Raw genomic sequence first — 22,970 nt, forward strand, 5'->3', positions numbered from 1 at the left:
TATGAGCGAAGAGGTTAAAAAATTCAAAATAACGATAGACGGACAGACTACTGAAGTTTTGCCGGGTACTTCTATTCTGGAAGCTGCAAGACAAATCGGCGGAAAATCTGTACCTCCTGCAATGTGCTACTACAGCAAACTGGAAACCAGCGGCGGAAGATGCAGAACCTGCCTTGTGGAAGTTTCCAAAGGATCTGAAGCAGATCCGCGTCCTATGCCGAAATTGGTGGCAAGCTGCAGAACCAACGTTATGGATGGGATGGAAGTAAAAAATCTTACTTCTGAAAAAGCTCAGGAAGGAAGAAAAGCAGTTACGGAATTCCTTTTGGTAAACCATCCGTTAGACTGCCCTATCTGCGATCAGGCTGGAGAATGTCATCTTCAGGATTTAGGGTATGAACACGGAAATCTTGAAACCAGAACGGAGTTCGAAAGAAATACATATGAAGCAGACGATTTGGGTCCGCACATCAAACTGAATATGAACCGTTGTATTCTTTGTGCAAGATGTGTACTCGCTGCAAACCAGTTAACCGGAGAAAGAGAACACGGAATTTTGTTCAGAGGAGATCACGCTGAAATTTCAACCTACTTAAATAAAGCTTTGGATAATGATTTCATCGGAAACGTAATCGACGTTTGTCCTGTAGGAGCATTAACCGACAGAACAGCACGTTTTTCAAGCAGAGTCTGGTTTACAAAACCAATGAACGCTACCTGCAAATGCGATAAATGTTCCGGAAAAGCCGTAGTCTGGATGAAAGGTGACGAAATCGTGAGAGTTACCGCAAGAAAAGACCAATGGGGAGAAGTTGAAGAATTCATCTGCGACACCTGCCGTTTCGACAGAAAAGAACTTTCTGACTGGAATATTGAAGGTCCGAGACACATCGACAGACATTCAGTAATTTCATTGAACCACTACGAAAAGCCTAAAGATGAACTGAGAGTTTTAGACAATCCGATGGCAAAGGAAATCAGTGAAAAAGACGAAAAATAAGAAGTTGGATGTCTGAAGATGGAAGATGGAGGTTTATAACCGTAAAATATTCCGCTTCTGCTTTTAACTTTAAAATCGTTAAAAAATAAAATAAATTGGTAATGTGATGAATAGTTGATGCCACGATGTGATAAACTTCAAGCTCCCAGCTTCCATCTTCAAAACATTTAAAATAAAAAATGGATTTACTTACATTTAAACTTATACTTGTATTTGCGCTTTTCCTGCTTTCGTTAACGATTGCAGCCTACTCTACCTGGGCAGAAAGAAAAGTAGCTTCTATTATGCAGGACAGAATTGGTCCCAACAGATCAGGACCTTTCGGATTGCTTCAGCCTTTAGCCGACGGTGGAAAGTTTTTCTTTAAAGAAGATTTTACTCCAGCCAATGCAGAAAAATTTCTTTTCGTATTGGGGCCGTCTTTGGTGATGTTTATTTCATTAATCACAGGAGCTGTTATTCCTTGGGGTAAAAGTTTAAATATTGCAGGTACGTCTTACGATCTTCAGGTGGCAAACATCGATGTCGGAGTATTATTCATCATCGGAATGGCTTCCATCGGAGTTTACGGAATTATGATCGGAGGTTGGGCTTCTAACAACAAATATTCATTATTAGGAGCGATCCGTGCTTCTTCTCAGATGATTTCTTATGAATTGGCAATGGGATTGGCTTTGCTTTCCATCATTATGATGACAGGAAGTTTAGACTTAAAAGAAATTACGGAAAGCCAGACAAACGGAAAACTGTGGGGATTTATTCCTTGGGTTTCGGGACTTAACTGGAATATTTTCTACCAGCCGATTGCTTTCTTAGTATTTATCGTAGCCGCTTTGGCAGAAACCAACAGACACCCTTTCGATTTACCAGAGTGTGAATCTGAATTGGTAACAGGATATTCTACGGAGTATTCTTCCATGAAATTGGGACTGTATATGTTCGGCGAATATGTGAATATGTTTATTTCGAATGCTTTCATGGTTGTTCTGTTCTTCGGAGGTTACAATTATCCCGGAATTGAATGGGTTACGCAGAACTGGGGAGAAAATACTGCCGGAATTTTGAGTATTGTGGCATTTTTAATTAAAACCATCATCGGAATTCTGATCTTTATGTGGATCAGATGGACACTTCCGAGATTCAGATATGATCAATTGATGCACTTAGGATGGAAAACTTTAATTCCAATGGCATTGGTTAACCTGCTGGTTACAGGAGCTGTAATTTTAGCATTTGGAAATTAATTAATTTGAAAATGAGCTGATGTGAAAATGTGATGATGCGACCAACTTCCATCTCCCGGCTTCCATCTTCTAACATTTAATAATAAAAAAAATGAAACTTACGAACAGATCAAAAGTTGTTTCTAATAAAGAAATGACCCTTGCTGAAAAAATCTACTTACCTGCGATTTTTACAGGAATGGGGATTACATTTAAGCATGCTGTAAGAACCGTATTGAAAGGTGCTCCCGCAGTATATGCGTATCCGGAAGTACAGAAACCGAGAGCAGATATCTGGAGAGGTCAGCACGTTTTGAAAAGAGACGAGGAAGGCAGAGAAAGATGTACGGCTTGCGGACTTTGTGCGGTAGCATGCCCTGCAGAAGCAATTACCATGACTGCTGCAGAGAGAACCAAGGAAGAAAAGCATCTTTACAGAGAAGAAAAATATGCTTCAGTATATGAAATCAATATGCTGAGATGTATTTTCTGCGGTATGTGTGAAGAAGCCTGTCCGAAATCTGCGATCTATCTTACCGACAGATTGGTGGACGTGGAAACCAACAGAGGTTCTTTCATTTACGGAAAAGATAAATTGGTGGAAAAAATAAATGAAAGGATTGACATCACAGAAAGACAATCCGAGAAACAAAAAAATGCGGTAAAATAATGGATCAGTTTTTATTTTTCTTGGTGGCGTTTTTAGCAGTGGCAAGTGCGGTTTACTTCGTTTTTGCGAGAAATCCTCTGTATGCTGTTTTGTCATTAATTGTTACGATGTTTTCTATTGCGGGTATGTACATCCTTCTGAATGCACAGTTCCTTGCGATTATCCAGATTATTGTGTATGCCGGAGCGATCATGGTATTGTTCCTTTACATTCTGATGATGCTTAACCTTAATAAACAAGACGAAAGTAAGAAGGGCAATACTTTAAAATTTGCCGGAGTTTTTACATCATGTCTGTTGCTTATCGGAGTTTTAGGCGTTTTCAGAGGCGTTCAGCAAAAACAGATCGTTGTTGAAAATGTAGACAACGGAGTTGGTCTGACGAAAAATCTGGGAAGACTTTTGTTTAATGAATATGTTTTGCCGTTTGAACTTGCATCCATCCTTATTCTGGCAGGTATTGTAGGTGCGGTATTAATCGGTAAAAAAGATCTATAAAATTATGGGAGAAGTAAATACATTTATACAAAGCGTCCCTCTGAATTATTTCATCATACTTTCATCAGTACTGTTCTGTTTGGGAGTTTTGGGAGTATTGCTGAGAAAAAACGCGATTGTTATTTTGGGTTGTGTAGAGCTTATGCTGAATTCTGTAAACCTTTTACTGGCTGCGTTTTCTGCATACAAAGGTAATGGCGACGGACAACTTTTAGTTTTCTTCATTATGGTGGTTGCTGCTGCGGAAGTAGCGGTAGGTCTGGCAATTATTGCTATGCTGTATAGAAATACCCGTTCTGTTGATGTAAGTATATTTAATAAATTAAGAGGATAAGAATGGAAAATTTAGTGTATGCAATAATACTTTTACCACTTTTAGGTTTTCTTATAAACGGACTTTTCGGAAAAAATCTTCCAAAAATAGTTGTCGGTAGTTTAGCTACGGCAATGGTTTTTGCATCTTTCTGCATCGCAGTAAGTATTTTCATGAATTTTGATTCTGAAAGCCAGCCTGTCATTGTAAAAGCTTTTGAATGGTTCAGAATAAACGGAGTTCAGATTAATTTCGGATTCCAGATCGATCAGTTATCATTAATGATGGTGATGATCATCACAGGAATCGGATCTTTAATTCACCTGTACTCTATCGGATATATGAGCCACGATAAAGGTTTCTATAAGTTTTTCACTTATTTAAATCTATTCATATTCTCCATGTTACTATTGGTAATGGGAAGCAACTACTTAATCTTATTCATCGGATGGGAAGGTGTAGGATTGTGTTCTTATTTACTAATCGGATTCTGGTACACCAACGAAGAATATGGTAAAGCGGCAAGAAAAGCGTTCATCATGAACAGAATTGGTGACCTTGCTTTATTGATCGGTATTTTCATGTTAGCTTCACAGACGAATGCTGTAGATTATTTAACAATCAAAGAAAATGCAGGAAAATTTGAACTAGACGGAACGGTAATCATTTTCATTACAACAAGTTTATTTATCGGTGCTACCGGTAAATCTGCTCAGGTTCCATTATATACTTGGCTGCCAGATGCAATGGCGGGACCTACTCCGGTTTCAGCGTTAATTCACGCCGCAACAATGGTAACGGCGGGTATTTATTTAGTGGTAAGATCCAACTTCTTATTCACTTTGGCACCTACCGTTCAGGGAGTAATTTTATTCATCGGATTCTTAACGGCAGCTTTAGCTGGATTCTACGCACTTCGTCAGAACGATATCAAAAAAGTACTGGCGTATTCTACCGTTTCCCAGTTAGGATTCATGTTCATCGCTTTAGGTCTTGGAGCTTATACAACAGCGATGTTCCACGTAATGACACATGCTTTCTTCAAGGCATTATTGTTCTTGGGAGCAGGATCTGTAATCCATGCGATGAGCAACGAACAGGATATGCGTTTCATGGGAGGTCTGAAAAAATACATTCCGATCACACACGCTACATTCCTTATCGGAACATTGGCAATCTCAGGATTCCCTTTGCTTTCAGGGATGATTTCCAAAGACGAAATTTTAGTGGCAGCTTTTGCTAAAAATCCGGTATACTGGGTAATTTTATTTGTTTTAGCGGCTGTTACGGCTACGTATATGTTCAGATTGTACTATCTGACTTTCCACGGAGAGTTCAGAGGTACAGAAGAACAAAAACACCACTTACACGAAAGCCCTTCGAATATGACATTACCATTGATCGTACTGGCTGTTCTTTCTGTTTTGGGTGGATTAATTAACCTTCCTCACTTCATCGGTCACGGTCATTATGCCAAATTAATGGAATGGCTGAAGCCGGTTCTTACCGAGGAAAGCTTTAAACAAATGGAAGCAACTCTTTCGGGAGTTCCGTTTGGGACTGAAATGATACTTTTAGGAGCAACAGTTGTAATGTTCTTCTGCGTTTGGTTCCTTGTTAAAAATACTTATGTGAATAAGAAAAAACAGGCGTTACCGGAACAGCAGTACACAGGATGGGAAAAACTGTCTGCTAAAAAATTATACATTGACGAAATTTACAATGCATTAATTGTAAAAACTGTTGAAGGATTAGGACGCGGAGGAAAGATGTTTGATAAAGGGATTCTTGATCGTTTTGTGGACTTCGTAGGTGAAGGCGCTGAAGACAGCGGAAAAGCCATGAAGCGTATCCAGAACGGAAATGTTGAGAATTACATCTTAATCATGTCTTTGGCTGTGGGAATTATACTGATTGTTAACTTTATATTACAATAATGTCTGGTTTATTATTAACACTATTACTATTACCTCTGGTAGGTTCGGGATTAGTTTTTGCATGGAAAGATAAATCCAGCAAATATTTGGCACTGGGAATTGCTTTGATTCAGATGCTTGTAACGTTTTATATCGTATCGGATTTTAATTTTGGATTAACCGTAGATAGTACATTACAACACGAGATCAATTACCCTTGGTCACAATTTATTAAGAGTAAAATTCACTTCGGTATCGATGGGATGAGTTTACTTCTTTTATTGCTGACTAATATTTTAGCGCCAATCATTATTTTATCTTCATTTAATGAAAATGTAAGCTACAGAAATACATTCTATGGTTTAATTCTGCTAATGCAGTTTGGTCTTGTAGGTGTTTTCACTTCGCTGGACGGTTTGCTGTTCTACATTTTCTGGGAAGTTACTTTGATTCCGATCTGGTTTATTGCCGGAATCTGGGGTCAGGAAAATAAAAGATTTGAATTCACTACGAAATTCTTCGTTTATACCTTCGTTGGATCATTATTCATGTTAGCAGGATTGATTTATGTATACAATCACTCTGCATCTTTTGCGCTGACAGATCTTTATAATGCCCAGTTAAACGAAACACAACAAACCGTTGTATTCTGGTTTATCTTCTTTGCTTTTGCAGTGAAATTGCCGGTTTTCCCTTTCCACACGTGGCAGCCGGATACATATACCTATTCGCCAACACAAGGTTCCATGCTTTTATCAGGGATCATGCTGAAAATGGCGATCTATGGAGTTATGCGTTATCTTTTACCGATCACTCCCCTTCCGATTGCAGGAATTTCAGGACAGATTGTGATTATCTTAGCTATTGTGGGAATTGTTCACGGAGCTTTAATCGCGATCATCCAGACTGATATGAAGAGAATTATTGCATATTCTTCTTTCTCTCACGTTGGATTAATGGTGGCAGGTATTTTTGCTTCGGCGGTAATAACTTTAAGAGGAAACTTCAATATCGAAGGTGCTGAAGGAGCTTTGGTGCAGACTTTCGCTCACGGTATTAACGTTGTAGGTCTGTTCTACTGCTGTGATATTTTATACAAGAGATTTAAATCAAGAGACATTAGACAGATGGGAGGTTTGGCGAAAGTTGCTCCTAAGTTTGCCGTATTGTTCTTGATCATTATATTAGGTTCAATGGGAGTTCCGTTGACCAATGGATTCATCGGAGAATTTATTCTGTTGAAATCGGTGTACGATTTTAACGGATTGGCAGCAGTAATTGCAGGTCTTACCGTAATTCTTTGTGCGGTATATCTATTGAGATTCTACGGAAAAGCAATGTTCGGACAGGGTGATGAAGCTGTTTTAAGCACAGTAAAAGATCTTTCCGCAACAGAATTCTCTGTATTGGCAAGTTTAGCGGTTTTTGTGATTGTATTTGGTATTTTCCCACAACCGATAATCGAAATGGTGAATAGTTCGTTGAAGTTTATCTACCAATCAATGGTAAGCTAATTTGATATTTTAAGAAATGAGTGTTTTAATTATTGTTTTCCTAACGGCAGTTGTTGCGTTATTTTCAGGAGTTTTTGAACAAGGGAAATTCGCAAGATACATTGGGATTTTGGGATTAATCATCGCATTATGGGTAAGTTTCATGCCGGAATGTGCTTTCTTCGGACAGTACAAACATATGTATGACTACACCGCTAATACTGCGCTATTCACAAAAATATCAATCGTAACGACATTATTGTTATTCTTTCTGGGCGGTTTTGCATTCAGCAACCACAGAAGCCACCAGTCTGAACTGTATGCTTTAATGCTTTTCGCTCTTTGTGGCGGGATTATCCTTTTCGGATATCAGAATATGGTAACGCTGTTCTTAGGAGTTGAAATCCTTTCTATTCCTTTATATGTAATGGCGGGTGCTAACAAAACAGATCTGAGATCCAACGAAGCTTCCATCAAGTATTTTCTTATGGGTGCATTCGCAACAGGTTTCCTATTATTCGGGATTGCATTCATCTATGGAAGTGTAGGAAGTTTCGATTTATATAAAATTCAGGACTTCGGAGTTTCAAACCCGAAAGATTTAATGTTCATCTTAGGTGTTCTTCTGATTCTTTGTGCATTGGCATTTAAGGTTGCATTGGCACCTTTCCACATGTGGAGTCCGGATGTTTATTACGGAGCGCCTTCATTAATCACGGCTTTCATGGCGAGTGTGGTAAAAATCTCAGGATTTTTCGCATTATTCAGATTAATGACGATAGGATTTGGCGGAGTTACAGAAAACTGGATCAATGTTTTCGGAGTATTTTTAATCATCACATTGCTTTTGGCAAACGTTATGGGATTGGCTCAGACAAATGCGAAAAGAATGTTGGCATACTCTTCAGTTTCTCACGCAGGATACATCGGTTTGGTATTCTTTGGAATGACGAGTCTTTCTACTTATAATCTGGCGTTCTATTTATTTGCATACGCTTTGGCGACAGTAGGAGTTTTCATGTGTCTGATTTATGTTGAAAAACTGAAAAGAGAAACGTCTTTCGGAGCGTTCAAAGGATTGGCAAAAACAGAACCTTTATTGGCAACTACTGCATCAGTTTCCATGCTTTCAATGGCTGGAATTCCTTTAACTGCAGGTTTCATGGGAAAATTCTCTTTATTTTCTCAGGCAATGAATTCTCAGCACGGAGTTTTCCTTGTTTTGATCGCTGTTTTAGGTTCAGCAGTTTCCATTGCTTACTATTTAAGACTGATTATTTCCATGTTCTTCTTCAAAGAAAGTACATTTAAATCTTCAGAAAAAGTAACGATCACGTACAACATCGTAGGAGTATTTGTTATTGCATCCATTGTTGTTCTTGGAGTTTTCCCGGATCTGTTTGCAAGACTTTTCGGATTATAAAAAATCATATTAAAATAGAGAACCACAACCTTTAAGTTGTGGTTTTTTTTTACCTTTACTCTAAATTTCAGTTTTTGTGTCACAGCTATATAAAAAAGACACTCCATTTCAGGTTTTTATTTCGTTCAAAAAATATTTGGATGTGTTGGAACACATTCGATATAATGACCGTTTGGAATACCGAGCCAATTATGCTGAATCTTTAATTGAGAAAACCAAAAATTTCAACGAATTCCGCAACGGATTTCAGGATATTTCTTTGCTTGAAAAAAATGAAGACCTCATCAAACTTCTTCTTGCAGACCTCTTCCCTACCGGACTTACCAATAACGAAATAAAAGCGGCAAGTGTTCCGCTTTCCAATATCACCTTTAATTATACAGACCGTTTCAAAGCAATATTAAAAGATGCCGGAAAAGATTTCGAGATCGGATTGCGTGGTATTGATGATGACGAATTTTATGTCTTCTGCTGCTGTCTTATTTTGCAGAGCTACTTCAAAAAAGATATAAAAAGTACCATTCCTTTTTATTATGATATTCCCAATGCACAGGGAATCATGAAGCATTATAAAATTACGGTAAATGCAGATTTTACCGAAATTTTTCCTGCTGAAGGAACAAAAATTCCTTCCGATGAAATTCTGGATATCTTGCTGGAAAATTTAGATGATTTTAAACTGTGGAAGAAACACTTTCAGCCGGAATCATGGATTTTAAAAGGATTCACTATTATTTCCCTTGTAGACTGTACCAGTGAAATTGCCCTCTCCGATCTTAAATCTACCATGATCGAAATAGATTCTGAAAACTTCTCGCAGGATGAAAACCTTGTTGAAATATTCAAATCGTATTTTGATATTCCAGAGCTGAATTTCGGACTGATGCTTTACAATAAAAAAGAGCAGCGGCTGGAAAAAATGCCGGTGTATGAAAATATGTTCACCAATCATGTATTGAACTTCTGGATCAATGCCATAGATGAAGATACAAGAAAAAGCACCATCATCAATCTTCACTACAACCCGAAACCTATTGTTGTTTCAAACCTTAATCATCTTGAAGAAGAAGCAAAAATGAAACCTTCTTTCAGTATCTTAAAGGAAAACAACATCAACAGTTTTATGGTTATCCCAATCGTGAAAGACAACGAGCTTTTGGCTATCATGGAGTTTACCTCTCCTATCGCGAACAGCTTCAATGGTCTTAAACTGAAAAAAATGGAATCGTTCAGCAACATGATTATTTTCTCGCTGAGCAGATTCAGCTTTGAAAAAAATTATCAGATTGAAGCCATCATTCAGCGTGAATATACCACCATCCACAACAGCGTGGTATGGAAATTCAGAAATGAAGCCGAAAAATATTTCAACGCTTCTCTTGGCAATAAAATATATTCTTTAAAAGAAATTTCATTTAAAAACCTTACCCCGCTCTTTGGATTTTCAGACATCCGTTCTTCTTCGGAAAAACGTTTTAATTTAATGCTCGAAGATCTCAACCAACAGATTGAATCCCTTTACGAGATTTTTAATTTAACCCGTTCAGACTCGGAAAAATTTTTACCGGCTCTGGATATTTTCGAAAACGAACTAAATAATGAGATCAAAGCAGACAGCGAACAGAGGTTTCAGGGATTATTGAGAGATGAAATTCATCCCTATCTTCAGGCTAAGCTGGAAGTAAAATCCTCCAGTGAAGTAAAGGCAAAAATAAAAGATTATTTTGCGCAGGTTTTCAGTCAGACCGATCTCTTTTATACCCATAGAAAAAGCCTGGATGATTCGATAACGTTAGTCAACAGAAAACTGGCAGACGTTCTGGATGAAGCGCAGATACAGGCACAGCAGATTTTTCCGCATTATTATGAAAGATTTAAATCAGACGGGGTAGAGCATAATTTGTACACCGGACAAAACATTGCGCCGGATCTTCATTACCATCCAAAAATTGTTAACAAACTTCGTTACTGGCAGTTAAAAACCATCTGCAATATGGAAATTGAATTCCGAAATTTCAAAAAAGATCTTCCGGTGTGTCTTGATATTGCTTCGCTGATTTTTGTATATAATGAAAAAATAGACATCCGCTTCAGAATGGACGAAAAACGTTTTGATGTAGACGGAGCCTATAATTCTTACTATGAAATCATTAAAAAACGTCTGGATAAAGCCCACGTAAAAGATTCAGACGACAGAATTACATGCCCCGGAAAAATAACCATCGTTTATTTCGGGATGGAAAATCAGAGAGAATATCTCGATTACATCAACAAACTGCAAAAGAAAGGAATTCTCCAAAACGACATAGAATTCCTGAAAGTAGAAGATTTACAGGGAATTACAGGACTTTTAGCTTTAAGAGTATCTTTAGTACAATAAAAAAAGCTCATCCAATCGGGTGAGCTTTCCTATTAAGTTGATATTTTATCTAAAGACTTAAAAACGCATACGCAAAAGACAGAACAGAAATTACAATTCCTGCCATAAAAATCTGGTACGTAATGGATAAAAGCCTGTATTTTCTGTCTAAAACCTTTCCTAAAAAATACAAATCCTTCACCATAGAATCGTAAATATAATCGCGGTCTTTAATAAGAACATTCATTGCATTCTGATAATCATCAAAAATCATCCTGTTGAAATTTCCGAAGAATAAAAGATTTACCTTTCTGTCGGCAACATCCTGTAAGCTGAATTTTGCTTTGGTTACATTTGGTTTTGTGGATAAAATGGCAAAAATAATGGTAAGAACCGCAGAAGCCAGCAAAATAAAACTTGGAATAATAAGATGAGAATTCTTAGGCGTATCCAGTTTCGGAACCAAAACAGAAAGACAAACTGATATTATGATGGCATTTACAGAAAGAAGAATATTCGCTTTGCTGTCGGCAATATCACTCAGTCTTGTATGATTGCTTAAAGTCACTCTGAAAAGCGTATCTACACTTCTGTCGGATTTCGGTTCTTTTTCTTTCGACTTTTTATTTTCAGAACTTTCTTTTTTATCCTCGTCTTTTTCCAACTTCTTTTCAATTTTTTTAATATTTTTCTCCTTCAGAGGCTGCCACGCAGTTTTTGCATAATCGGTGTAAAACTGATGTTTATTTTTCAGCATATCCAGATTTCCGGCGTTCCATTCGTCGTTAGAATAGCAGCGTACATTGGTAAGCTCCCACTCTTTTCTGAGGGCATCGGAAATATCGTTATAATCGTGGCTTGCAAAATGGCTGCAGTCTGCATCTTTTACAATTTTTTCCAGAAGATTTTGGGGAACATAAGTAATTTTTGTTGCCAGAATCAGCTTAGAAACCTCTTCAATATAACTTTCGGGATAATTTTCTTGCTGCAAAAAATCTTTCATAATCTTTACCCCTGCTTCTTCGTGATTTTTGGCACACTCTATGTACCCTGTATCATGAAACCAAAGAGCCAGAACTACTTTCTCCTGATCTTCTTCAGAAACCTGAGTGTTTTTAAGAATTTCTTCAGCCTTATTTACTGTGAAGGTAGTATGTATAAAATTATGATAAGAATATACTGAAGATAGTTTATCTTTGAATAAGGTTTCGACATAGTCTTTGGCTTTTTGTAAAATATTCATCACCGAAATTTTATTATTGTAAATTTATGAATTTATCCTTTAAAACTCATTTAAAAAATACGTCTGTTGTCATCAGAGTAGCATTGTCTGCCGGAGTTCTCTACTCCTGCGCAACATATAACGTAAAAAAGGGTAAAAACTTATCTGAAATTAAAAATTCTGATATACAATCTTCCAACGATTTTAAGATATTTCTTGTAGGCGATGCCGGAAATGCAGACGAAGCACAGGCTCAGAACACCCTGAATCTGTTAAAAAGCCAGCTTGAAAAAGCCGACAGCAATTCGATGCTGATCTTTTTGGGCGACAATATCTATCCTTCCGGAATGCCAAAAGAATCTGATAAAAATTATCCACTGGCAAAACAGAAACTAGAAGATCAATTATCCATTGTAAAAAACTTTAAAGGAAAAACGCTTGTTATTCCGGGAAATCATGACTGGTACAACGGATTGGACGGTTTAAAAGCGCAGGAAGAACTCGTAAAAAATTATTTAAACGATAAAAAAGCATTTCTTCCTAAAAATTCATGCCCGATTGATGATATTAATCTTACCAAGGACATTAAACTAATCGTAATCGACACAGAGTGGGCTCTGGTCAACTGGAACAATTATCCGGGAATCAATAAAAACTGCGATATTAAAACGCGGGAAGATCTTTTCACAGAGTTTAAAGATTTAATTAATAAAAATCAGGACAAAAGAATTATCGTTGCGCTGCATCACCCGATTATCAGCACCGGAACTCATGCAGGATACACCTCTGCAAAATCTCATCTTTTTCCGCTGAAAAGTAAAATTCCGGCTCCGGGAGTTGCCAGTCTCATTAATGTGGTAAGAAGTTCATCGGGAGTAAGTCCGGAAGATCTCAATAACCAACATTATGCAGATTTAGCCAACAGAATAAAAAGCATTGTTCAGGAAAAGGAAAACATCATTTTTGTTTCCGGGCACGATCATAATTTGCAGTATCACGAATTCAGAAACATCAGACAGATCGTAAGCGGAGCCGGTTCTAAAGTAGATCCTGCAACAATTGGCGAGAAAACAGATTTTTCTTATGGAGGAAGCGGTTTTGCAGTTCTGAATATCAGAAAGGACAAAAGCTCGGATGTAGAATATTTTTCAACAAAAAACAATGCGCTGGAACAGCTTTCGCACATTCAGGTGATCGATAAGCCAAAAGAATTTGTTAATAATTATCCGAATTCTTTTCCTTCCACAATAACCTCAACCATTTATCCTGAAAAATTAACGAAAAAAAGAAAATTTTATACTTGGCTCTGGGGAGAACATTACCGAAAATATTACGGAATGCCTATTGAAGCTCCGACCGCAAATATTTCAACACTTGACGGGGGTTATACACCATTTCGTGAAGGCGGCGGAAACCAGTCTAACAGTTTAAGACTGAAAGCACAGGACGGACAGGAATTTGTGATGAGAGGCGTTAAAAAAAGTGCCGTGCGTTTTCTGAACAATATGGCTTTTAAGAAAAGTACATTCGGAAATGAACTGAATAATACCTTTCCTGAGAAATTCCTCTTGGATTTTTATACAACCAATCATCCATTTACACCATTTGCCATCGGAAATATGGCAGATAAGATTGATCTTTTCCACAGCAATCCGCGGTTGTTTTACATTCCTAAGCAAAAAGCTCTGGGAGAATACAATCTGAACTACGGGGACGAATTTTATATGGTGGAAGAACGTTTTTCATCCGATCCTAAAACACTCGCTTCACTAGATAACGCAACGGATATTCTTTCCACAGATGATGTCTTAAAGAATTTCGGTAAAAATTATAAATACTCGGTAGACAAAGAAACCTACATCAGGGCAAGAATTTTTGATATGCTGATCGGCGATTGGGACAGACATTCTGATCAGTGGAAATGGGCGGAATACAAAGAAGGTGATAAGGTAATTTACAAACCGATTGCCAAAGACAGAGATCAGGCTTTCAGTAAATACGACGGTGCTGCTTTTAAAATCATTATGAATATTCCGGCAATCCGCCACATGAAAACCTTTAAAGATGATATTAAAAGTGTAAAATGGCTTGCTATGGAACCTTATCCTCTGGATCTGGTATTCCTGAAAGGTTCTACTCAGGAAGACTGGATTGCACAGGCGAAATACATTCAGGAACATTTATCGGATAAAGATATTGATGAAACATTTGCCAATCTTCCGAAAGAAGTTCAGGATGAAACCATTGCAGATATTCAGCGAAAACTGAAACTTAGAAAGACAAAATTAGCAACCTACGCTTCGCAATATTATGATGTACTTCAGGAAAAAGTTCCTCTTGCCGGAACGGTGAATCCTGATAAATTTGTGATTACAAAAACGGCAAACACCGTTAATGTAAAGCAATATAAATTAGACAAAAACAAAGAAAATCCGGAACTGGTTTTCGAAAAAACATATGACGATTCCAAAACAAAGGAACTGTGGATTTACGGACTGGAAGATGATGATATCTACGAAGTTTCCGGAGACGGAAGACCTAAAATGAATATCCGTCTTATCGGAGGATACAATCACGATACGTACAATGTTGCCAATGGAAACAAAGTAAAGATCTACGATTTTAAATCGCAGAAAAACACGTACAATACAAACAGTGCGACAAAAAACATTTCCGACGATTACGACATCAATACTTACAACTACAAACATCCGAAATACAACTTTGTAGCAGGATATCCGAATGCAGATTTCAATCCGGATGACGGAGTGATTCTCGGTGCGTTGGTTAATTACACGGTCAACAATTTTATCCGCTCTCCTTTTACCCAAAAGCACAGCCTGAAAGTTAATTATTATACGGCAACCGGAGGTTTTAATGCCTATTATAAGGGGATCTTTAAAAAAGCCATCGGAAGCTGGGATTTTAATCTCGATGCAGGATTTACCACACCGCGTTTCGCCGAAAATTTCTTCGGATTATCTAACGAAAGTTTTTACGATAAGGAAGCAGAAGACAGAAGATTCAACAGGGCAAGAATTTCAAAGATTAATTTTGCACCTTCCGTTTCCAAAAAAAGCTGGACGAATGTTTTCAACCAGTTTCAGTTGACTTTTGAAAATAATAAAGTACAGCGAAACGGCGACCGTTTCGTGGATCTTTCACCCGACGTAAGACCTGAAGTTTTCGATAATCAGCAGTTTGCAGGAGGAAATTACACCTTCAGCTATAAAAATCTGGATAACAATGCTTTCCCGACCATGGGAATGGAATTTAAAGTAAATGCAGACTGGAAAACCAATCTTGCCGATACCAAAAGAAATTTTCTGATCTTAAAAGGAACGCTTTCCATAGATCACAGGTTAGACAGCCGCGGAAATTTTGTATTTGCGAACTCCAGCAACGGAATGTGGATCAACAATAACAATTTTGATTTTTATCAGGCTGCAGCCATCGGTGGAAACAACGGAATGAGAGCTTTCAGAAACGACCGATTCTCAGGAAAATCCTATTTTACCAATAACTCGGAGATCCGTTGGGATTTCGGAAGGGTAAAAAACAATATTGTTCCGGCAAACATGGGCGTTTTACTGGGATATGATGTCGGAAGAGTGTGGAATGACAACGAAGACTCTAAAAAATGGCATCAGTCTGTAGGCGCAGGTTTCTGGCTGAGTATTGTAGAAATGTTCTCTGCAAGACTGAACTATTTCTACGGAAGCGACGGAGGAAGAATTTCCGGAGGTGTGGGAATGACGTTTTAAAAATTATACAATTATAGAGATAAAAATCCGCAGAAAGTTTCTGCGGATTTTGTTATTAAAGTTTGCAGTAAAATGCCAGAATCTGTGTAGAAATCATATTAGGAGTAGATTCAGCGTTCCGTAGGAACGCTATCTTTAGAACATTTATCGTATTACAGATATCAATCCTACGGATTGATTGATAGACTTATTCTTATTTCTACACAGATTCTGCTCCTAAAGGAGCAAAGATCTTTTACTTCATTATAATTTGAAAGATGCTTCGACAGGCTCAGCATGACATTCCTAATACTAACTGTTGTTTTATGGCTGTGTCAGACTGAGCCTGTCGAAGTCTTTTTGATAAAAACAGGCAATTAAAATATAGTGTTCATTATTGAAAATGCGTTGATGAGATCCTTTAAGTATGACATCATTCTGCATGACGTATCCGTCTAAATTCATTTATTTTAAACTAAATTGATACACATTTCCGCCTTCTTTCCCATCCTTTTCATCGGCGATAAGCAGTGTTTTATCAGCAGCAAATACAACGGCTTCTTTTTGAGAATTGTGGTTGAGTGAAACTTTTTCAATCTTGGTCTTGCTGAAATCATCTGCTGAAAAACCAGTGAGGATCTGGATATTTTTATGGTTCAGGAGAACAAGTTTATCTTTCGTGCTGTTAATCGCTGCAGAAGTAATGGCGGCATCGCTGTATCCTCCGTCAAGTTTTAATTTCCCGATCAGTTTTGCTTCAAAATCTCCTGCTTTGTTAGGAACCTGAAAAACTAAAAAAGTGCCGTCGAAACCTTTGCTTCTGTTTTTGGTGAAAAGGTAGAAATTTCCATTGATCTCTACGAAAGCCTCGCAATCGTATAGCCAGTTGGATTTCTTTGGCGGAAATTCCGTCTGTCCTTCGTAATGAAATGTTGTGGTTTGGGTAACTTTTGTGGATTTTTGGGAGGCATCTTTTAAATCAACTTTTAAAATCGATAAATTCTGCCTGTCGTTTTCATTATTTCCAAAGTCGCCGATGTAGATATTTCCGGCTGCATCTTTGGTAATATCTTCCCAGTCGTGATTTTCTGTGTTTTCTACCAGAACATCACTCGTAAGGTTTCCTTTTCGGTCTACTCCGTAAATAACGTTTTTATTTCCCTGATCTTCAATTGCCCAGATTGTATTGCTATCCTGAGACAAAGTAATACCGGAAACTTCCTTTAGTTTTTTAGGCAAAGAAAATTCAACCTTCAGATCATCGGTTTTGGGAGCTTCCTGAGCTTTGGGATTACAGCTCAACAGTAAAAATGACGATAAAACGACGATGCGCAACATATTTATTTTTTTAATTTTTTAAACTGAAAATAAGAGAACCTTATATTTTTCTCTAATTTATTAATAATCTGCTGATGATGGAGGAAAAATCCTGCCGCCAAACCAATAAGACTTCCGATAATGGTATCCAATAATCTTGCCTTCATTAAAATTTCCACATCATGATGAATTTCACTTGCCGTTTCCGCCAGAAGAATCGTTAAAGGCGTGATGAAAACCACCGCAAAACCATAGTTTCTTACAATTAACAATTCAATAATAAACTGTAAAACGGTGATGATAACGATCATGACGATCTTTTCTGGATTAAACAAAAGAATCACCCATGCCAAACCAATTCCAATGAAAGTTCCCAGAATTCTGTGCATATTTCTCTGTCGGACGTGCTCAAAATTCCTTCCCTGCATAATGGCGACTGCCGCAATGGAAATCCAGTAAGTGTTTTTAAATTCCAGAAGATGACCGATGATTAAAGTAAGTGCCATAAAAAATCCGATAATGGTGCTTTCTACAAATTTTGTATATCTTCTTTTGTTGAAACTTCTTCTCGGTACGGTTACCACTTTGCTTTTTTCAATAAAAACGGAGTACAGAAAAGCAAAGGAACAGGAAAGTATCGCTCCCATTGCAACCAGCCCTACTCTTGTCGGAATCATTTCCAGATCAAACTTATAGGTACTCGCCATTGCTGCAACCATGATGAAGAAAAAATTTCCCGGCGGCGGAATTTTAAAATACGAAGAAATAAAATGCGCCAGAAAAGAAATAACGGCAACCGACAGCGCGGCAAAATAAATATTAAACCCGAAAAAAGAACTTACCGTAAAAGAGAAAACAATTCCGAAAGCACATATCGCGAGATGAATCATTCTCTGTGTAATCGGCGCCGAAGTAAAATATAAAATCGTTAAAGCGCCCAAACTCGAAAGCGCGCCGTAATTCGGTTTTCCTAAAAAATATCCGATAAAAAGGCAGCTTCCGATGCACAGCGCGGCAAGAAAAGGAAAATGCCATTTCCTTTCCGTCTGCTTAAACTCTAAGAGATACTGAAATCTGTTCTGCACCGGGTTCTGTACCTTCATTTACTGTAAACGTTTAGCTTTTTCCCACAAAACATCCATTTCTTCCAGAGAAAGATCGGCAAGATTCAGATTCTGTTCCGAAGCTAAAGTTTCCATTTTCTGAAACCTTGAAATGAATTTAAGATTGGTTCTTTCGAGTGCAGAATCGGGATTGATTCCTGAAATTCGGGCATAATTGATTAATGAGAAAAATACATCACCCAATTCCTGCTCTTTTTTATCCAGATCGGTTTCCGCATGAAACTCCTGAATTTCTTCATCCACTTTTTTCCACGCATCTTCAGCATCATGAAATTCGAAACCGATTCCTTTTACTTTATCCTGAATTCTGTAGGCTTTTACCAGACTCGGCAGACTTTTCGGAACGCCGCCCAGAATAGATTTGTTGCCTTCTTTCAGTTTGAGTTTTTCCCAGTTCTGTTTTACTTCCTCTTCATCTTTCACTTCCGTGTCTCCGTAAATGTGAGGATGGCGGAAAATTAATTTTTCGTTCAAAGAATTAATGACATCCGCAATATCGAAACTGCCTTTTTCAGAACCTATTTTAGCATAAAAAACCAGATGAAGCAGCACATCTCCCAATTCTTTTTTTATTTCCTGCAGATCATTCTGCAAAATGGCATCCGAAAGTTCGTAAGTTTCTTCCAACGTTAAATGGCGGAGCGATTCCAGCGTCTGTTTCTGATCCCACGGACATTTTTCGCGCAGATCGTCCATAATGTCTAATAATCTTCCGAAAGCTTCCAGTTTTTCCTGTTTGGTATTCATAATTGAGAATTCAAGTCTTACAAATTTACGGGAAATCTTTGTGAAAGTTCTTTTGTCCTGAAATAAATGAGGGTGGTTGTTGGCTTCGGCTCCGCTCAGCCAACGGTGTTGCTCGTTCCGTTTTATTTTTGGTTTCGTTATACAAATATTTCTGGTTGGCTTCGACTCCGCTCAGCCAACAGTTTTGCTCATCCCATTATGATTTTGAGTTTATTTTACAAACCATCATAGTTGGCTGAGCGAAGTCGAAGCCAACGGTTTTGCTCATCCCATTCTAATTCTTCGTTTTATTCTACTGACCATCATAGTTGGCTGAGCGGAGCCGAAGCCAACGGTTTTACTCGTTCCATTTTGATTCTTCGTTTTATTTTACAGACCATTGCAGTTGGCTGAGCGGAGCCGAAGCCAACATTACAAGTCATTACAGTCTGCGGTTGGCTTCGGCTCCGCTCAGCCAACCGACTCCGCTCAGCCAACCTTATCCCTTCATCTTTTTTGGCAATTTTCCACAATCAGCGGGGCGGCTTCCAGTAATTTTATGAGCTGGAAGTAAGGAATAATGATCTTGTTTTCCGTGTCACAACTGAAATTTCCCAACGAGAAATAAGCTGTTGCCGACAGAAAATCATCGAAATCCGGCAAAGTGCAGACTTTAAAAGCGTTCTGAAATACGCGCAGCGGATTCCGTTGTTCTTTTTCTGAAAGGCTCATTGCTGTTTTGGGAAAACTGATTTCCGTTGAATTTTTAAACTTCCCTTTTTTAGCTTTTTTAGCGATGTGATGAGAGACGAGAATGAATGACCGCAACGATTGATACAAATGGAAAATTTCGGCGGGTTCTTTTGCGATTCGGGTGTTTTTCTGTACTGAAGATTGTACCATTTCATTGAGGGTTTCTTTCGTTGCAGCAAGATCATTGAACTGGAAAAAGGTTTCCAGTAAACTTATGGCGGTATGTTTTCTCGTTCCTGACCAGAATTTGGCTTCGAAATCTGTTTTTTTCTTTTTCATGAGTCTGTTTTGGATTATCGTTTTTTATGAATTTCAACAGGTTGGTTTTTAATAGGTTGGATTTTCGCAAAGGCGCGAAGTTGTTTTAAAATAGTATGCTTCAAGACGCAAGGATTTTATCTGCGATAAAATTTATCATCAACATTATAAAAGAAAATCTTTGATTTTCTCTTTGCGTCTTAAAAGAATAGGACTTTTATCAAATCTTGCGCCTTAGCGTTTTTCCAATATTTATATAGATTCTTATTCTTAAAATTTACCTTAATAGTTAAAACCATCGCAAAGGCGCAAAATATTCATTAAATACAGCCTTATTTTAAGACGCAAGGATTTTATCTGCGATAAAATTAACATCACTCCTTTATCGAAAATCTTTGATTTTCTTGCGCCTTAAAGATTTGATATGAATAAAAAAACTTTGCGCCTTCGCGTTTTCCAACAAGAATATTTTTATTTATAAAAAGCTTAAACACCAATCCTTTATTGAAAATCTTTGATTTTCTTGCGCCTTAAAATATTTGATATGTATAAAAAAACTTTGCGCCTTAGCGTTTTCCAACAAGAATATTCTTATTTATAAAAAAGCTTAAACAAGCTCTTTAAAAAATACTAAAATCCGTTTGTTTTGATGACAAAAGTTTGCCAAATGGAACAACAGCGCTTCCCGATCTTTGGCAGAGAAACCTTCTGCATTTTTTAAATTCCTTTCGGGATGAAAATAATTTGGAAAATTAAAAGAAAGCCAGTACTTTTAAGGGGGATTTTTAGCGTACTTCGGCTTTCCTTTAGGCGTAAAGGAATTTCGAAGGGTAAAGGTTTTTGGGTAAAACTGTACTCCGACTTCCTGCTTTTGCGGGCAGTCTCGGTGTAGCGCTGTTGTTGGTATTGCAGCAGAACTCCGTTTATTCGGGAGGTGCTGAAAACAGCAGGGTTGAGATCTTCTTTTTCATCATCTGTGTATTTTGAAAATTTGTACCTGAAACCTATCCAAAGACCCCATTTTTACCGACGAAAAAGTGCTGAACTTTTTGTTGTCGGCTCGGAATGCGTCTTTTCAATAAGGCTTTTGAGGCTTTTGCTAATTCGCTGATACAAATATAGTAACAATTTTTAATTGTGGCAATAAAACCACAATATTTTTTTTTAGCATGGATGATAAATTTTTGAATATCTATAAAACAGTAGGTAAAAATTTGAGAGATAAACGAAAAGAAAAAAATTTATCTCAGCAACAATTGGCAGATTTAGCAGGTAAAATTGATCGATCTAAAATTAGTGACATTGAGAATGGAAAAGAAGATTTTCTATTTTCTACTTTACTGAAAATTTGTACTGCTTTGGATATTGATATTGAGCAGCTTTTAAAAAGTTAAAATTCATTATTTCCTCAATCAAAATGTAAAAACTCCTGAGTTTTCAGGAGTTTTTGGTTATATTTTTTCGTTTAAAATATATGATTTTACTTTTTTTCTAAATAACTATATTCTATTAATTACATAATCAGAGTTTCAATTATCTATAGTGATAAGGCAAAACACAAACCTACAATTTGATTTACAGGTATAATCTTTGAGGAATTTCCTGTTTTAACTAAATCTTGGATGACCTTAGTATTAGGGTGTTTATCTCTGTTACCAATACCATAATTTATAAAACAATGATTAGTATGCACCAAATTTGAATAAAGTAAATCATCACTGCTTTTTTCCGATCCGTGATGAGGAATCTGGAAGAGCCAAAAATTATTCCAATAATTTTTATAGTGTCTCATAAATTGATCTACATCATTTTTTTTCAATAAGAAAATATCAGAAGTCAATAATACATTTGGGAAAATACTTGATCGATCATATTCATGAAAATTCCAGTAGTAATCAGAATATTTCAAAACAGTATTTTCTATTCTTGAAGATTCAAATTTATGAATTGAGTTTACGATTATATTATGATAAAAATTTCTACCCGCATTGTGTCCCAACTCAAAAATATCAGGTAAATTTTTATGTAACATACAAAGTGCGGTTGTATTTAGATTCTTGAGATCTCCCTTGATATTCCCCACTGCTTTCTTTGCTTTTGTGAATATTTCTTTTATTTTACTTGAAGATTTAATCTTCTTGATCTCATTTAACGTTACATTCAATAATTCTTGATCTGGCAAGTTCCTATCTATTTTAAAATCCTCATAAAAAATATCGGTAATTTTATCATACCAAAATTTTTCGTCATCATGTACTTTTTTTCTATAAAAAATGAACTCCATCAATTTCAGCATCCCATTAAACAAAATACCTTTTTTTGAATCATTGGTTTTAAAAATTCCCATTTCTGTGTTAGAAGTGAATACATCTCTATTAGGACTAATTTTTTCTGCGTCTTTAAAACCAAATTTAAATCTATTCTTCGAATCATTATTTTCTGATTGAATAAAGCCATCATCATTAATTGGCTCATTAGGACCGGACTCAATTACAAAGACCTGCGAATCATCATCAAGATTATCACTAATGGTATTAAGCGGATCTAACGCAAATCTTATAAAAAAATCATCTTCTACTTTGGGAGATTCATCACTAAAGTATCGCAATACTAAAAATAACCGTTCTTCAAAAGTTAAAAACGGCATCACCAATTTCTTTATCTTTATATTTTCATGCAATAAATTTTCAATCATATTAATATGATCCCCATCGAAATGAGATATTATTAAGAGGTCAATAATTTTTTCGTCTAAAAAATCACTATCACGATAAATATATACTTCTTGGTTACAATCTTTCTTATTTATGCTTCCACAATCAAAAACCATTCGAAACTTAACCTTATTATCATGGGTGATCTTACCACTGTAAAATAACCCTTGCCCTACTGGATGGATTTTAAATTCTTGTTGTAAAAAATTTGTCATTCGT

The 22,970-nt window shown here is 36.9% G+C and carries 18 protein-coding genes; 11 read left to right on the forward strand and 7 right to left on the reverse strand.

What is annotated here, in order from left to right; genetic code table 11:
• Position 1 precedes the first annotated feature (1 nt).
• From H6W52_RS11285 to H6W52_RS11325, 9 genes are all read left to right on the forward strand, one after another.
• Entirely contained in the window at positions 2–1,000 is a 999-nt protein-coding gene (locus H6W52_RS11285) for a 2Fe-2S iron-sulfur cluster-binding protein (RefSeq protein WP_087705825.1), read from the forward strand.
• Positions 1,001–1,179: 179 nt separating this feature from the next.
• The gene (nuoH, locus tag H6W52_RS11290; protein ID WP_116098493.1) at positions 1,180–2,244 is read left to right on the forward strand and encodes an NADH-quinone oxidoreductase subunit NuoH; all 1,065 of its coding nucleotides are present in this window, start codon (positions 1,180–1,182) and stop codon (positions 2,242–2,244) included.
• Positions 2,245–2,335: 91 nt separating this feature from the next.
• Entirely contained in the window at positions 2,336–2,893 is a 558-nt protein-coding gene (locus tag H6W52_RS11295) for a NuoI/complex I 23 kDa subunit family protein (RefSeq protein WP_116098492.1), read from the forward strand.
• Complete coding sequence (locus H6W52_RS11300; protein ID WP_116098491.1) at positions 2,893–3,390, forward strand: NADH-quinone oxidoreductase subunit J; 498 nt, start codon at positions 2,893–2,895, stop codon at positions 3,388–3,390. Before H6W52_RS11295 ends, H6W52_RS11300 begins: the two co-directional genes overlap by 1 nt.
• A 4-nt stretch (positions 3,391–3,394) precedes the next feature.
• Positions 3,395–3,724, forward strand: a complete 330-nt coding sequence (gene nuoK, locus H6W52_RS11305) for an NADH-quinone oxidoreductase subunit NuoK (RefSeq protein WP_034703571.1) — start codon at positions 3,395–3,397, stop codon at positions 3,722–3,724.
• A gap of 2 nt (positions 3,725–3,726) precedes the next feature.
• A complete protein-coding gene (gene nuoL / locus H6W52_RS11310) occupies positions 3,727–5,640 on the forward strand; it encodes an NADH-quinone oxidoreductase subunit L (RefSeq protein WP_116098490.1) in 1,914 nt (637 codons plus the stop codon).
• Entirely contained in the window at positions 5,640–7,133 is a 1,494-nt protein-coding gene (locus H6W52_RS11315; RefSeq protein ID WP_116098489.1) for a NuoM family protein, read from the forward strand. Before nuoL ends, H6W52_RS11315 begins: the two co-directional genes overlap by 1 nt.
• Positions 7,134–7,149: 16 nt before the next feature.
• Positions 7,150–8,535 (forward strand): NADH-quinone oxidoreductase subunit N, encoded by a 1,386-nt coding sequence (locus H6W52_RS11320; RefSeq protein ID WP_116098488.1) that lies wholly within the window; start codon positions 7,150–7,152, stop codon positions 8,533–8,535.
• A 76-nt stretch (positions 8,536–8,611) separates the two neighbouring features.
• Positions 8,612–10,915, forward strand: coding sequence for a GAF domain-containing protein (locus H6W52_RS11325; RefSeq protein ID WP_116098487.1), 2,304 nt, complete (start codon positions 8,612–8,614; stop codon positions 10,913–10,915).
• Positions 10,916–10,964: 49 nt separating this feature from the next.
• Here H6W52_RS11325 and H6W52_RS11330 read toward each other — a convergent pair whose 3' ends face one another.
• Positions 10,965–12,137 carry a Pycsar system effector family protein gene (locus H6W52_RS11330; RefSeq protein WP_116098486.1) on the reverse strand — a complete coding sequence of 391 codons (1,173 nt, stop codon included), beginning with the start codon at positions 12,135–12,137 and terminating at the stop codon, positions 10,965–10,967.
• Between the two features lie 26 nt (positions 12,138–12,163).
• Between H6W52_RS11330 and H6W52_RS11335 the strand changes: the two genes are divergently transcribed.
• Positions 12,164–15,880 carry a metallophosphoesterase gene (locus H6W52_RS11335; protein WP_185216717.1) on the forward strand — a complete coding sequence of 1,239 codons (3,717 nt, stop codon included), beginning with the start codon at positions 12,164–12,166 and terminating at the stop codon, positions 15,878–15,880.
• Positions 15,881–16,183: 303 nt separating this feature from the next.
• Here H6W52_RS11335 and H6W52_RS11340 read toward each other — a convergent pair whose 3' ends face one another.
• The 5 genes from H6W52_RS11340 to H6W52_RS11360 form a co-directional block, all read right to left on the reverse strand.
• Positions 16,184–16,324 (reverse strand): hypothetical protein, encoded by a 141-nt coding sequence (locus tag H6W52_RS11340; protein WP_185216719.1) that lies wholly within the window; start codon positions 16,322–16,324, stop codon positions 16,184–16,186.
• Positions 16,325–17,197: a hypothetical protein gene (locus H6W52_RS11345; protein ID WP_185216721.1), complete on the reverse strand. Its 873-nt coding sequence runs from the start codon at positions 17,195–17,197 to the stop codon at positions 16,325–16,327.
• A 2-nt stretch (positions 17,198–17,199) separates the two neighbouring features.
• Complete coding sequence (locus tag H6W52_RS11350) at positions 17,200–18,279, reverse strand: FUSC family protein (RefSeq protein WP_116098483.1); 1,080 nt, start codon at positions 18,277–18,279, stop codon at positions 17,200–17,202.
• A complete protein-coding gene (gene mazG / locus H6W52_RS11355) occupies positions 18,280–19,047 on the reverse strand; it encodes a nucleoside triphosphate pyrophosphohydrolase (protein WP_116098482.1) in 768 nt (255 codons plus the stop codon). It abuts the gene before it with no gap.
• Positions 19,048–19,533: 486 nt separating this feature from the next.
• Positions 19,534–20,058: a hypothetical protein gene (locus H6W52_RS11360; RefSeq protein WP_116098481.1), complete on the reverse strand. Its 525-nt coding sequence runs from the start codon at positions 20,056–20,058 to the stop codon at positions 19,534–19,536.
• A gap of 1,148 nt (positions 20,059–21,206) precedes the next feature.
• Between H6W52_RS11360 and H6W52_RS11365 the strand changes: the two genes are divergently transcribed.
• Positions 21,207–21,431 (forward strand): helix-turn-helix domain-containing protein, encoded by a 225-nt coding sequence (locus tag H6W52_RS11365; protein WP_116098480.1) that lies wholly within the window; start codon positions 21,207–21,209, stop codon positions 21,429–21,431.
• A gap of 143 nt (positions 21,432–21,574) precedes the next feature.
• Here H6W52_RS11365 and H6W52_RS11370 read toward each other — a convergent pair whose 3' ends face one another.
• Positions 21,575–22,966, reverse strand: a complete 1,392-nt coding sequence (locus H6W52_RS11370) for a hypothetical protein (protein WP_116098479.1) — start codon at positions 22,964–22,966, stop codon at positions 21,575–21,577.
• Between the last annotated feature and the right edge of the window lie 4 nt (positions 22,967–22,970).

Origin of the sequence: Chryseobacterium sp. C2(2020) (assembly GCF_014218915.1) — a bacterium.
Classification (GTDB): Bacteria; Bacteroidota; Bacteroidia; order Flavobacteriales; family Weeksellaceae; genus Chryseobacterium; species Chryseobacterium mucoviscidosis.

Coding starts and splice junctions, on each gene's coding strand:
- H6W52_RS11350 (WP_116098483.1), bottom strand. CDS start 18,279: ATGAAGGTACAGAACCCGGTGCAGAACAGATTTCAGTATCTCTTAGAG.
- H6W52_RS11345 (WP_185216721.1), bottom strand. CDS start 17,197: ATGTTGCGCATCGTCGTTTTATCGTCATTTTTACTGTTGAGCTGTAAT.
- H6W52_RS11365 (WP_116098480.1), top strand. CDS start 21,207: ATGGATGATAAATTTTTGAATATCTATAAAACAGTAGGTAAAAATTTG.
- H6W52_RS11315 (WP_116098489.1), top strand. CDS start 5,640: ATGTCTGGTTTATTATTAACACTATTACTATTACCTCTGGTAGGTTCG.
- H6W52_RS11320 (WP_116098488.1), top strand. CDS start 7,150: ATGAGTGTTTTAATTATTGTTTTCCTAACGGCAGTTGTTGCGTTATTT.
- nuoK (WP_034703571.1), top strand. CDS start 3,395: ATGGGAGAAGTAAATACATTTATACAAAGCGTCCCTCTGAATTATTTC.
- H6W52_RS11370 (WP_116098479.1), bottom strand. CDS start 22,966: ATGACAAATTTTTTACAACAAGAATTTAAAATCCATCCAGTAGGGCAA.
- H6W52_RS11360 (WP_116098481.1), bottom strand. CDS start 20,058: ATGAAAAAGAAAAAAACAGATTTCGAAGCCAAATTCTGGTCAGGAACG.
- H6W52_RS11335 (WP_185216717.1), top strand. CDS start 12,164: ATGAATTTATCCTTTAAAACTCATTTAAAAAATACGTCTGTTGTCATC.
- H6W52_RS11285 (WP_087705825.1), top strand. CDS start 2: ATGAGCGAAGAGGTTAAAAAATTCAAAATAACGATAGACGGACAGACT.
- nuoH (WP_116098493.1), top strand. CDS start 1,180: ATGGATTTACTTACATTTAAACTTATACTTGTATTTGCGCTTTTCCTG.
- nuoL (WP_116098490.1), top strand. CDS start 3,727: ATGGAAAATTTAGTGTATGCAATAATACTTTTACCACTTTTAGGTTTT.
- mazG (WP_116098482.1), bottom strand. CDS start 19,047: ATGAATACCAAACAGGAAAAACTGGAAGCTTTCGGAAGATTATTAGAC.
- H6W52_RS11330 (WP_116098486.1), bottom strand. CDS start 12,137: ATGAATATTTTACAAAAAGCCAAAGACTATGTCGAAACCTTATTCAAA.
- H6W52_RS11300 (WP_116098491.1), top strand. CDS start 2,893: ATGGATCAGTTTTTATTTTTCTTGGTGGCGTTTTTAGCAGTGGCAAGT.
- H6W52_RS11340 (WP_185216719.1), bottom strand. CDS start 16,324: ATGAATTTAGACGGATACGTCATGCAGAATGATGTCATACTTAAAGGA.
- H6W52_RS11295 (WP_116098492.1), top strand. CDS start 2,336: ATGAAACTTACGAACAGATCAAAAGTTGTTTCTAATAAAGAAATGACC.